The organism is Mesorhizobium sp. C268A (genome assembly GCF_040324475.1).
Lineage (GTDB): Bacteria > Pseudomonadota > Alphaproteobacteria > Rhizobiales > Rhizobiaceae > Mesorhizobium.
Genome location: NZ_JAMYVX010000003.1, coordinates 666589 through 678445, shown reverse-complemented (window position 1 = coordinate 678445; position 11857 = coordinate 666589). Strand labels below are relative to the sequence as shown.

General features: G+C 62.6%; 11 protein-coding genes. 10 read left to right on the top strand and 1 reads right to left on the bottom strand.

The features are described from left to right. Nucleotides 1–209: 209 nt before the first annotated feature. Nucleotides 210–2006 (top strand): acetolactate synthase 3 large subunit, encoded by a 1797-nt coding sequence (locus tag NKL06_RS30160; protein WP_023690916.1) that lies wholly within the window; start codon nucleotides 210–212, stop codon nucleotides 2004–2006. An 81-nt stretch (nucleotides 2007–2087) separates the two neighbouring features. Further along, nucleotides 2088–2660, top strand: a complete 573-nt coding sequence (gene ilvN / locus NKL06_RS30155) for an acetolactate synthase small subunit (RefSeq protein ID WP_023668352.1) — start codon at nucleotides 2088–2090, stop codon at nucleotides 2658–2660. 11 nt (nucleotides 2661–2671) lie between these two features. Here ilvN and NKL06_RS30150 read toward each other — a convergent pair whose 3' ends face one another. Continuing rightward, complete coding sequence (locus tag NKL06_RS30150) at nucleotides 2672–3052, bottom strand: metalloregulator ArsR/SmtB family transcription factor (RefSeq protein ID WP_023702997.1); 381 nt, start codon at nucleotides 3050–3052, stop codon at nucleotides 2672–2674. 156 nt (nucleotides 3053–3208) lie between these two features. On the opposite strand from NKL06_RS30150, the gene NKL06_RS30145 reads away from it, so the two are divergent. From NKL06_RS30145 to NKL06_RS30110, 8 genes are all read left to right on the top strand, one after another. Continuing rightward, entirely contained in the window at nucleotides 3209–4165 is a 957-nt protein-coding gene (locus tag NKL06_RS30145; protein ID WP_023690917.1) for an acyl-CoA desaturase, read from the top strand. Between the two features lie 123 nt (nucleotides 4166–4288). Further along, on the top strand, nucleotides 4289–4885 hold the full coding sequence (locus tag NKL06_RS30140) for a LysE family translocator (RefSeq protein ID WP_023682076.1): 597 nt from the start codon (nucleotides 4289–4291) through the stop codon (nucleotides 4883–4885). A 225-nt stretch (nucleotides 4886–5110) separates the two neighbouring features. Next, nucleotides 5111–6406 (top strand): efflux RND transporter periplasmic adaptor subunit, encoded by a 1296-nt coding sequence (locus tag NKL06_RS30135; RefSeq protein WP_023690918.1) that lies wholly within the window; start codon nucleotides 5111–5113, stop codon nucleotides 6404–6406. Next, the gene (locus NKL06_RS30130) at nucleotides 6403–9564 is read left to right on the top strand and encodes an efflux RND transporter permease subunit (protein WP_023690919.1); all 3162 of its coding nucleotides are present in this window, start codon (nucleotides 6403–6405) and stop codon (nucleotides 9562–9564) included. Before NKL06_RS30135 ends, NKL06_RS30130 begins: the two co-directional genes overlap by 4 nt. Nucleotides 9565–9629: 65 nt before the next feature. Beyond that, on the top strand, nucleotides 9630–10253 hold the full coding sequence (nthA, locus tag NKL06_RS30125) for a nitrile hydratase subunit alpha (RefSeq protein ID WP_023690920.1): 624 nt from the start codon (nucleotides 9630–9632) through the stop codon (nucleotides 10251–10253). After that, nucleotides 10250–10909, top strand: a complete 660-nt coding sequence (nthB, locus tag NKL06_RS30120) for a nitrile hydratase subunit beta (protein WP_023690921.1) — start codon at nucleotides 10250–10252, stop codon at nucleotides 10907–10909. Before nthA ends, nthB begins: the two co-directional genes overlap by 4 nt. Then, entirely contained in the window at nucleotides 10896–11270 is a 375-nt protein-coding gene (locus tag NKL06_RS30115) for a nitrile hydratase accessory protein (RefSeq protein WP_023690922.1), read from the top strand. The genes nthB and NKL06_RS30115 overlap by 14 nt, the downstream gene beginning before the upstream one ends. Before the next feature lie 14 nt (nucleotides 11271–11284). After that, complete coding sequence (locus NKL06_RS30110) at nucleotides 11285–11548, top strand: hypothetical protein (RefSeq protein WP_156939115.1); 264 nt, start codon at nucleotides 11285–11287, stop codon at nucleotides 11546–11548. Nucleotides 11549–11857 lie beyond the last annotated feature (309 nt).

The following is an 11857-nucleotide window of genomic DNA, read 5'->3' as shown; positions in this document are numbered from 1 at the left end:
TGACACCTTGCCTTTCACCCTCGTAGTGTCCGCCACGATGAAAAAGGCACTCATTCTCGTAGGAAAGCGCGTGGGCAAGGCGGTGTAACCGCCGGGCGAAAACCTCCCATGCGCAACACACAGGCTCCCATCGGGGGCCTTTTTTATTGCCCGAAACACGACTAAACGACCAGCAATCGCCTCATGGCTAGAAGTACGGGACCAGACCGATGAGCAACGGACAGAACGAACGGCGCGAAATACCAAACAGGGAAATGACTGGCGCCGAAATGGTGGTGCAGGCGCTGAAGGACAATGGCGTCAAGCATGTCTTCGGTTATCCCGGCGGCGCGGTGCTTCCGATCTATGACGAAATCTTCCAGCAGGACGAGGTCGAGCACATCCTCGTCCGCCACGAGCAAGGCGCAGGGCATGCGGCCGAAGGCTATGCCCGCTCGACCGGCAAGGCCGGCGTCATGCTGGTGACCTCCGGCCCGGGCGCCACCAATGCGGTGACGCCGCTGCAGGATGCGCTGATGGATTCGATCCCGCTGGTCTGCCTGACCGGGCAGGTGCCGACTTCGCTGATCGGCTCCGACGCGTTCCAGGAGTGCGACACGGTCGGCATCACGCGCCCCTGCACCAAGCACAACTGGCTGGTGAAGGACGTCAACGAATTGGCCGCCACCATCCATGAGGCCTTCCATGTCGCGACGACCGGCCGCCCCGGCCCGGTGGTGGTCGACATTCCGAAGGATGTGCAGTTCGCCAAAGGCATCTATGTGCCGCCGCAAGCGGCGCCGCGCACCAGCTATCAGCCGAAGGTCCAGGGCGACCTGGAAAAGATCAAGGCCGCCGTCGAACTGATGGCCAGCGCCAAGAAGCCGATCATTTATTCCGGCGGCGGCGTCATCAACTCCGGTCCGGAGGCCAGCCATTTGCTGCGCGAACTGGTCGACCTCACCGGCTTCCCGATCACCTCGACGCTGATGGGCCTCGGCGCGTATCCTGCATCGGGCAAGAACTGGATGGGCATGCTGGGCATGCACGGCACTTACGAAGCCAATATGGCGATGCATGATTGCGACGTGATGATCTGCATCGGCGCGCGCTTCGACGACCGCATCACCGGACGGCTGACCGCCTTCTCGCCCAATTCGAAGAAGATCCACATCGACATCGATCCATCGTCGATCAACAAGAACGTGCACACGGAAGTGCCCATCATCGGCGATGTCGGCCGGGTGCTGGAGGACATGGTGCGGCTGTGGCGGGCGAGCGCCAAGGCCGACAAGAAGGCGCTCCATCCCTGGTGGGAGCAGATCGCCAAATGGCGCGCGCGTGACTCGCTCGCGTTCAAGATGAACCACGATGTGATCATGCCGCAATATGCCATCCAGCGGCTCTACGAACTGACCAAGGACATGGACACCTACATCACCACCGAGGTCGGCCAGCACCAGATGTGGGCGGCGCAGCACTATCATTTCGAGAAGCCGAACCGCTGGATGACGTCGGGCGGGTTGGGCACGATGGGCTACGGCCTGCCGGCGGCGCTCGGCGTGCAGATCGCGCACCCGGATGCGCTTGTCATCGACATCGCAGGCGATGCCTCGGTGCAGATGACGATGCAGGAGATGAGCGCGGCGGTGCAGCACAATGCGCCGATCAAGATCTTCATCCTCAACAACCAGTATATGGGCATGGTGCGCCAGTGGCAGCAACTGCTGCACGGCAACCGTCTGTCGCATTCCTACACCGAAGCGATGCCCGACTTCGTCAAGCTGGCCGACGCATATGGCGGCCATGGCATTCGCTGCGAGAAGCCGGACGAGCTGGACGATGCGATCAAGGAGATGATCGCGGTGAAGAAGCCGGTGCTGTTCGATTGCCGGGTGGCGACGCTCGCCAACTGCTTCCCGATGATCCCGTCGGGCAAGGCGCATAATGAAATGCTCCTGCCCGACGAGGCGACCGACGAAGCCGTGGCCAACGCCATCGACGCCAAGGGCAGGGAACTGGTCTAGGTCCAAGCCGGGGCAGGGCTGTCGCGAGAAGCCGTGCGCAAACAGAGAATTAGCTCAAAGTCTGAAATCGAGATTCATGTCATGAACGCACAGCTTCAACCGACCGGCTCCGCCTATTTCATCGCCAAGGAAACGGAAAAGCCGGAGAACCACACGCTCTCCGTTCTGGTCGACAATGAGCCCGGCGTGCTTGCCCGGGTCATCGGCCTGTTTTCCGGCCGCGGTTATAACATCGAGAGCCTCACCGTCTCCGAGACCGAACACGAGAAGCACCTGTCACGCATCACCATCGTGACGCGCGGCACGCCGCATGTGCTGGAGCAGATCAAGCATCAGCTCGAGCGCATCGTGCCGGTGCACCGCGTCGTCGATCTCACCGTGCGCTCGCACGAGTTCGGCCAGGAGCGGCCGCTGGAACGCGAGCTGGCGCTGGTCAAGGTCGCCGGCACTGGCGAAGCCCGCGTCGAGGCGCTGCGTCTGGCGGATGCTTTTCGCGCGTCGGTCATCGACGCCAACACCGAGCACTTTATCTTCGAGATTACCGGCAAGGGTTCGAAGCTCGACCAGTTCATCGCCATCATGAAGCCGCTCGGCCTGGTCGAGATCTGCCGCACCGGCGTGGCGGCGATGAACCGGGGCCCGCAGGGGATGTAGTCTCAGTCCAACTATTTTACCGGCTTGGGATCGACCTTGCCGCTCGCCAGATTCTTACTCTCCCTTTTGATCGGGCGCGATACCGGACAGACGTCCTGGACGAAGCCGTTCAGCGTGTTAACCAGATTGTTCTGGACCAGCGAGTAGCGGATGAATTGTCCCTGCCGCTCCCTGGCGATGAGGCCGGCCGTCTCCAGGATGCTCAGATGCTGCGAGATCGACGGCTTCGACATGTCGAAGCGCGCCGCGATCTCGCCCGCGGTCAGCGAGGAGTGGGCGAGATAGGCGAGGATCTTGCGCCTTGGCTGCGATGACAGCGCCTCGAACACGCGCTGTATGGCGCTGCTTGCCCCGATAGCCGTGTCGCCATCCGCTGCATTGTCTTCGATCACCGCCTGCCTCTGTCGTTTCGCTTCCGGTATTTAGTCTATTGCCTAAATACCTAAATCGGAATAGTAGATAGTTAGCTTATTGCCTAAATAAGCGCCTGCGCGCCGGAAGGCAAGGCTCTTTGGTACGGAAATGTTTCCTGCAGAGGAGGGGTACCGATGAAGACCATATCCACAGGCAGAATGATCTCGCAGCCCTTGAGCGATGCCGAAGATGGCGAGGTCGTCTGGATGCCGGCCAAGTCGATCTGGGTCGGTGCGATGACGCTGATTGCGTTGGTGTTCGGGCCGCTGACCTTCAGCTGGAGCGCTTTCGCCCTGTTCGTAGCGACGACGGCGGTGACGATCTGCGCCGGACACTCGGTCGGCATGCATCGCCTGCTCATCCATCGCTCGTTCAAGGTTCACATCTGGCTCGAACACGCGCTGGTCTATCTCGGCACGCTCATCGGCATGGCCGGTCCGTTCGGCATGATCTATGCGCATGACATACGAGACTGGGCGCAGCGCCAGACGGCCTGCCACGAGCTGCACGCCCACCGCCGGCCTTTCTTCACCGACGCTTTCTGGCAAATGCATTGCGCCGTGGCGTTGCGCAATCCGCCTGACTTCGTCATCGAGCCGTCGATCCGCAACGACCGCTTCTACAGATTTGTCGAGCGGACCTGGATGCTGCAGCAACTGCCGTGGACGATCCTTTTCTTTCTGCTCGGCGGGTGGAGCTGGGTGGTCTGGGGCATTGCGGTGCGGATCTCGGTGTCGCTGACCGGGCATTGGCTGGTCGGGCATTTCGCACATCGCAGCGGGCAGCAGGGCTGGCGCGTCGATGGCGTTGCCGTGCAGGGCTACAACCTGCCGCGTTTCGGCCTGGTGACCTTTGGCGAGAGTTTCCACGGCAATCACCATGCGTTTCCCGAATCCGCAAAGCTCGGCCTGGAACGCGGGCAGATCGATCTCGGCTGGCTCTTCATCCGCATCCTGGCTGCCCTCGGCCTCGCGCATGGCGTGAAGCTTCCCGGGAACACGCCGAGGCGCAAAGGCCTGCGGCGTGTGGCTGGCCATCAGGAGGCGGCCGCCGCTCCCAGCCTGTTGTCGGCGCGGGCCCACGGCAGGTAGACTGTGCCGGCCTGGCTGGCTCGGGATAGACGGATCACGGCGGGGCGCTTTGGACCAATGGAATGAGGTTGCGTCCAGCGCCCTGTCGATTTAAGTCAGTATTGCTGACCTTTGTGAGCCGTCATGACCCTCGACGCTTTCCTTGCCCTTTTGGTCTACGCCTTCGTGACCTCGATCACGCCGGGGCCGAACAACCTCATGCTCTTGGCGTCGGGCGTGAATTTCGGCCTCGTCAGAACCATTCCGCATATGCTGGGCATCAGCATGGGTTTCCTGGTGCTGTTGCTTGCCGTCGGCTTTGGCCTGGGCGCGGTGCTGACGGCGTTTCCGGCCCTGCACACCGGATTGAAGATCGCCGGCGCTGCCTATCTGCTCTATCTCGCCTGGAAGATCGCCATGTCGCGCTCGCTGTCCAGCAAGGGTGAGACGGAGGCACGGCCGATGCGCTTCATCGAGGCAGCCGCATTCCAGTGGGTCAATGCGAAAGCCTGGGTGATGGCGATCACAGCCATGGCCGTCTACTCCAATCCGGACCACCCGTTCCTGTCGGTGGCGCTGATCGCGATCGCCTTCACCGTCGTCAACCTGCCGAGCGTCTCGGTGTGGGCCGGCTTCGGCACGGCGCTGCGCGGATTCCTGTCGGATCCGGTGCGGCTGAAATGGTTCAACATCGCCATGGGCGTGCTCTTGGCGGCGACGCTCTGGCCGATGCTGAAATAGACGCATCCGGCCTGAAATCTCAACCGCATCCTGGCTGGTTTTCCGACTGCTGAGCCGGCTGCATAGTCATTGTGCAGTGCACATTAAATCTTCGTAATGCCGTGTTTTGGCCCTTTTCCGACAAATGTGCGTCCTATCTACTTCGGCGAGATCGCGGCAAGGCGCCGTGATTGGGTAGAATGAGACCACCGGGTTCGGCGTGTCGGATCATAGGGCTTTTAGTCGATGCGCGGAAAAGTCGTTCTGGCGGTGGTGGTGGCAGCGGCCTGTGTCGCCGCGGCATGGGTCTATTTTTCGCCGGCGGCGACGAGCAGTCTGCAGCAGATGCTGCCGGGCGCCAGGCAGACGGCAGCAGCGGACAAGCCGGTTGGATCGGACAAGGCTTCGGCCGACAATGCTGGCGGCAAATCCGGTGCAGGCGGCAATGGCGCTCGTTCGGCCTCGATCGTTTCCGCCACCGCGACGACAGCCGATTTCCCGATCCGCCGCTATGCCATCGGCTTCGTGTCGTCGCCGGCCGTGGTCAACATCAACGCCCGCGTGTCCAGCCAGATCGTATCGATCGACGTCAAGGACGGCCAGATGGTGAAGGCCGGCGACCTGCTGTTCTCGCTCGACGACCGGGCGCTCAAGGCGCAGCTTGCCAAGGATCAGGCGACGCTCGCCAAGGACCAGGCCCTGCTGACCAGTTCGGGCTCCGACCTCCAGCGCGCCAAGGATCTCGTCGCCAAGCAGGCCGGCACGCAGCAGACCTACGATCAGGCGGTGGCGGCGCAAAAGGCTGCCGCGGCGACCGTGGACGCCGACAATGCGACGATCGACGCCGACAATGTCCAGCTCGGCTTCGCCAGCATCAAGGCGCCGATTGCCGGCCGGCTGGGCGCCGTCAACGTTTCGGTCGGTGACCTGGTCACCTTGAGCAACGGCAACTCGAGCACGGCCACGCCGCTGGTGACGATCACCGAGATGGATCCGCTGCAAGTCAACTTCAACCTGCCGGAGAGTAACCTGGCGCTGCTGCACAAGGCGCTGGCCAACCCGCAGCAAGGCGCGGTGACGCTGACCAAGGATGGCGATCCGACGCCGATCGGCAAGGGCACGCTCGACTTCGTCGATTCCAGCGTCGACACCGCATCCGGCACCATCGCGACCCGGGCGAGCATTCCCAATGCCGATCTTTCACTGTGGCCCGGCCAATATGTGAATGTCGTGCTCGACGCCGGCATCATGCCGCAGATGCCATCCATCCCGACGGTCGCGATCCAGCCCAGCCAGAAGGGGCCGTTCGTCTATGTCGTCAAGCCGGACAACACGGTCGAGATGCGGCCTGTGCAGGTGGCGCTGACCGAAGGCGAAAACAGCGCCATCAGCGAGGGCGTCAAGTCAGGCGAGAAGGTTGTCGTCGAGGGCCAAACCAGGCTGAAGGACGGCGCCAGCGTGCATGAAGGCAAGGCAACTGCCGGCGGTCAGGCAGCGCCCAAGTTGGCGGAAGCCGACAAAGCCGGCGGAGCTGCCCAATGATCTCAGAATTCTGCATAAGAAGGCCTGTCGCGACGCTGCTGATGTCGTTCGCCCTCGTGCTGGGCGGGCTGTTTGCCTACAAGTTCCTGCCGGTGGCGGCGCTGCCGAGCGCCGAATTCCCGGTCGTCAATGTCTCGGCCAACCTGGCCGGCGCGTCACCCGAAACCATGGCCACTTCGGTGGCGACGCCGCTGATCAAGCAGTTCGCCACCATTGCCGGCATCGATTCCATCTCGACCAGCAATTCGCTGGGACGCACGTCCATTGCCATCCAGTTCGTGCTCAACCGGGATATCGACGCGGCGGCCGCCGACGTGCAGGCGGCGATCGCACGCACGCAGCGGCAACTGCCGCCCGAGATGACAGCGCCGCCGAGCTATCGCAAGGTCAATCCGGCCGACGCGCCGATCCTTCTGATGTCGCTGGTCAGCGACACGGTTCCGCTCACCGACCTCGACGCCTTCGCCGAAAACGTCATCTCGCCCTCGCTGTCGACCATCGACGGCGTTGCGCAGGTGTCGATCTTCGGCCAGCAGAAATATGCGGTGCGCGTGCAGATCGACCCGACGGCGCTGGCGGCGCGCGGCATTTCGATCGACCAGCTGCAGACGGCAATCGCGTCGGCCAACTCCAACACGCCGCTCGGCGTCTTGCAGAACGACAAGCAGCAGCTGACCATCACGGCCAATACGCAGCTCACCGATGCCGCCGGGTTCTCCAACCTCATCATCGCCACCAAGAACGGCCATCCGGTGCGGCTGGGCGAGGTGACGCGCGTCATCGACTCGGTCGAGACCACGACGACTGCAAGCTGGTATGACGGCACGCGCGCCATCATCCTGGCGGTGCAGCGCCAGCCCGACGCCAACACGGTCGACGTCGTCGACAAGGTCAAGGCGATGCTGCCGTCGTTCAAGGACCAAATGCCGGCCGCCGCCGACATCAAGCTGCTCAACGACCGTTCGACCTCGATCCGCCAGGCCGTCGACGACGTCCAGTTCACGCTGCTTCTGACCATCGCTTTGGTGGTGATGGTGATCTTCGTCTTCCTGCGCCGGGTGACTGCAACCATCATTCCGGCCGTGGCGGTGCCGATCTCGTTGATCGCGACGCTCGGCGCCATGTTCCTGTTCGGCTTCTCCATCGACAACATCTCGCTGATGGGACTGACGCTCGCAGTCGGCCTCGTCGTCGACGACGCCATCGTCATGCTGGAAAACATCTTTCGCCACATGGAGGAGGACGGTCTCTCGGCCTTCGATGCCTCGCTGAAGGGCGCGCGCGAAATCGGCTTCACCATCATCTCGATCTCGATCTCGCTGGTGGCGGTGTTCATCCCCGTGCTTCTAATGGGCGGCGTCATCGGCCGCATCTTCAACGAATTCGCCGTCGTGGTGACGGTCGCGATCCTTGCCTCGATGTTCGTCTCGCTGACGCTGACGCCGATGCTGTGCTCAAGGCTGCTGTCGGTGACCAAGGCCGATCGCGACAAGCACGCCCCCGGCCACAAGCAGGACTTCGTCACCCGCGGCTATGATCGGCTTCTGACATTCTGCCTGCGCCACACTTTCCTGGTGTTCCTCGTTTTTGTCGGCACGGCGGCAGGGTCGGTGTGGCTGATCGAAGTCTCGCCGAAAGGCTTTTTCCCGCAAGAGGATATCGGCCAGATCTCGGTGACGACGATCGCCAGGCAGGACATCTCCTACGACGCCATGGTCAAGCTGCAGAACCAGGCGGCAAGTGTCTTCTCGCGTTCGCCCTATGTCTCGCATGTGGCCTGGTCAGCCGGCGGCGGCAACAATGCGCTGAACCAGGGCCAGCTCTATGTGCAGCTGAAGGACAAGAGCCAGCGCCCCGACATCGATAAGGTACTGTCGGATCTGCGGCGGCAGCTGGCCGTCGTGCCGGGGATCGATGCCTATATGCAGCCGGTGCAGAACCTGCGACTTGGCGCGCGTTCTTCCGCCAGCGCCTACCAGCTCGTCGTTCAGGGCCTCGATACCGGCCTGACCGACACATGGGCGCAAAAGCTCGACGATGCGATGGCGGCCGATCATGCGAATTTCACCGACGTCACCAGCGATTTGCAGAACAATTCATTGCAGGCGACGCTGGTGGTCGATCGCGACAAGGCGGCCTCGCTCGGCATCGACACCGACACGCTGCGCTCCAGTCTCTATGGCGGCTTCGGCACGGAGCAGGTCTCGACGATCTTCGGCTCGGCCGACAGCTACGAAGTCATCATGGAGCTCGATCCCAACATCGAATGGTCGCCCGAGCGCATGCTGGCCATCCAGGTCAGGACGGCAAGCGGCAGCCTGGTGCCGCTCGGCGCCTTTGCCCGCGTCGACCGCACCGCCGGCGCGCTGACGGTCAACCAGCTCGGCCAGCTGCCCGCGGTGACCATCTCCTACAACCTGCCGCAAGGCGTGGCGCTGGGCGACAGCACGGCCCGCATCGCCGCGCTGAAGGAGCAGATCGGCATGCCGCCGGCGATTTCGACCAGCTTTGCCGGCACCGCCAAGACCTTCCAGGATTCGCTGGCCAATCAGGGCCTGCTGATCGGCGGCGCCGTTCTGACCATCTATATCGTACTCGGCATCCTCTATGAGAGCTTTATCCATCCGCTGACCATTCTGACCGGCCTGCCTTCGGCGGTGCTGGGCGCGGTGGTCGCGCTGCGCTTTGCCGGCATGGACCTGTCGGTGATCGCGGTGATCGGCATCCTGATGCTGATCGGCATCGTCAAGAAGAACGGCATCATGATGGTCGACGTCGCGCTGGAGCTGCGACGAGAAGGCATGTCGGCCAAGGAATCCATACACAAGGCGTGCCTGATGCGTTTCAGGCCGATCATGATGACGACGTTGGCGGCGCTGATGGGCACGTTCCCGATCGCGCTCGGCACCGGCGCCAGTGCTGAGCTGCGCCAGCCGCTCGGTGTCGCGGTGGTTGGCGGTCTCCTGGCGTCGCAGGCGCTGACGCTGTTCGTCACCCCTGTCATCTATGTCTATTTCGAGAATTTCTCCGGCTGGCTGGTGAGCTTCTTCTCTTGGAAAAAGAACAGGCCGGAGCTGCATGCGGTCGAGAGCGGCGAGCAGGCCTCGCTGTTCGCTCCCGAGGATCGGCTCGAGCCGCAAAGGGCCGCCGCCGAATAGGCGATAGCCCGTGGCCCAAGCTGTCATGCTTGCGGCCGCGTGCCGCCGATCCTAATCTGAGGGTCATGTCCCATGATCATGACCACGACAATGAGCTCGACCCATTTGCGGCGCGCGTGCGCGCGCTGGAGACCATCCTCACCGAAAAAGGCCTGATCGATCCGGCGGCGATCGACGTCATCGTCGACACCTACGAGACCAAGATCGGGCCGCGCAACGGCGCCAGGGCGGTGGCGAAAGCCTGGAGCGATCCGGCCTTTGCCGAGTGGCTGAAGCGCGACGCGACTGCGGCGATCACCTCGCTGGGCTACACCGGCCGCCAGGGCGAGCACATGCAGGCGGTGTTCAACACGGACGAGACGCACAACCTCGTCGTCTGCACGCTGTGCTCCTGCTATCCGTGGTCGGTGCTCGGCCTGCCGCCGGTCTGGTACAAGGCGCCGCCCTATCGCTCGCGCGCCGTGATCGATCCGCGCGGCGTGCTGGAGGAGTTCGGGCTGACCTTGCCGGCGGAGAAAAACATCCGCGTCTGGGATTCGACTGCCGAACTGCGCTATCTCGTGGTGCCGATGCGGCCTGACGGTACCGAAGGCTGGAGTGAGGACCAACTCGCCGAACTGGTCAGCCGCGATGCGATGATCGGCACGGCGGTGGCCAAAGAACCCGGGACAAAGAAGGTACCGGCATGAACGGGCCGCAGGATCTCGGTGGGCAGATGGGTTTCGGGCCGGTCGCGCCCGAAAAGGACGAACCGTATTTTCATGCGGATTGGGAGAGGCGGGCGCTCGGCGTGACGCTGACTGCCGGCGCCATGGGCGCGTGGAACATCGACGAGAGCCGGCACGCCAGGGAATCGCTGCATCCGGCCGTCTATTATTCCTCAAGCTACTACCAGATATGGATCAAAGCGCTCGAGGTGCTGCTGAAGCGCCATGGCTTCGTCAGCGAGCGCGATCTGACGGAAGGTCGGGCGGTCGATCCGGCGGCGACGCCCAAAAGGGTGTTGAAGGCCGAAAACGTTCCGGCGGTGCTGGCCAAGGGCAGTCCCTGCGACCGGCCGGTCGAGACGGCGCCGCGCTTCAAGGCCGGCGACCCGGTGCGGACAAGGAATTTCAATCCCACCGCCCACACGAGGCTGCCGCGTTATGCGCGCGGCAAGCACGGAGTTGTCGAGGCCGTGCGTGACGGTTTTGTGTTCCCCGACAGCAACGCGCATGGCAACGGTGAAAACCCGCAATGGGTCTATACCGTGGTCTTCGATGGCTCGGAAATCTGGGGCGAGGGCGCCGACCCGACGCTGACCGTCTCGATCGATGCCTGGGAGAGCTATCTTGAGCCGGCCTGAAGGTGCACTGCCGGCGGGTCTGGACGAACCGGTATTCGCCGAACCCTGGCAGGCCGAAGCCTTCGCCATGACGGTGGCGCTGCACGACAAGGGCCTGTTTTCCTGGGCCGAATGGGCCGATGCGCTGTCGGCGCAAGTGAACAAGCCGGGCGCCGCAAGCGATGGCCACGATTATTACGAGCATTGGCTGGCTGCGCTGGAGACGCTGCTGGCGGCCAAGGGCGTCGCGGGAAAAAGTGACGTCGACACGCTCGCCGCCGCCTGGGAACGCGCCGCGCATGCAACCCCGCACGGCAAGCCGATTTTGTTGGAGAACGATCCCGGGCCGACCAGAGGTAGCGGCGGCGGCGCGAACATATAGTCCGCCTGTGGTTGGTGTTTGAAATCTGGCGGCCGATGCAACTAATTTTCGACGACCATGCGTTCGTCGTCCCCATAGACAAACGCCTCAACGACGGCGAAGCGGCCACGGTTTTTGGAAATGGCGACGAAGTCGTTGTCACCCAAGTGGAGGATCACTTGCTCGTCGCTGATGGTAACACGTCTATGGTTCTGGCATTTTCGTCACTCAGACAGGCCGTGACCTCGGTATATATCGCGAACCCTGCGTCATCCGACAAGGAGACAACGATGCCATAACCAGGTTCGCCGATTTCGATCTTCTTTATCGACTTTCCGATCAGCCTGTCTGCGAACGACCTCATCAATATCCTCGCTTATAGGTGTCTGCGCCGATCTGCATCTCGATCATGTCCGTGATAGTGGCATTGCCCGATCTAGGTTCAAATGCCTGAATTCAAATCGTTCGTTATCCGCTTGCATGTTCACTTTACGTTCGCATTTGCGCCTGCTAGTTTGTCCCGTTGAAGGTGAGGCAATCCCATCGTTTTAAGCGGTGTTAGCACCAAGCTTGTCTTTCTCTCGCGAATCCGGTCTGTCGAACCGATG

Bases quoted from the DNA above. Each gene is read 5' to 3' on its own strand.
- NKL06_RS30160 (WP_023690916.1), top strand. From the start codon at position 210: ATGAGCAACGGACAGAACGAACGGCGCGAAATACCAAACAGGGAAATG.
- ilvN (WP_023668352.1), top strand. From the start codon at position 2,088: ATGAACGCACAGCTTCAACCGACCGGCTCCGCCTATTTCATCGCCAAG.
- NKL06_RS30145 (WP_023690917.1), top strand. From the start codon at position 3,209: ATGAAGACCATATCCACAGGCAGAATGATCTCGCAGCCCTTGAGCGAT.
- NKL06_RS30140 (WP_023682076.1), top strand. From the start codon at position 4,289: ATGACCCTCGACGCTTTCCTTGCCCTTTTGGTCTACGCCTTCGTGACC.
- NKL06_RS30135 (WP_023690918.1), top strand. From the start codon at position 5,111: ATGCGCGGAAAAGTCGTTCTGGCGGTGGTGGTGGCAGCGGCCTGTGTC.
- NKL06_RS30130 (WP_023690919.1), top strand. From the start codon at position 6,403: ATGATCTCAGAATTCTGCATAAGAAGGCCTGTCGCGACGCTGCTGATG.
- nthA (WP_023690920.1), top strand. From the start codon at position 9,630: ATGTCCCATGATCATGACCACGACAATGAGCTCGACCCATTTGCGGCG.
- nthB (WP_023690921.1), top strand. From the start codon at position 10,250: ATGAACGGGCCGCAGGATCTCGGTGGGCAGATGGGTTTCGGGCCGGTC.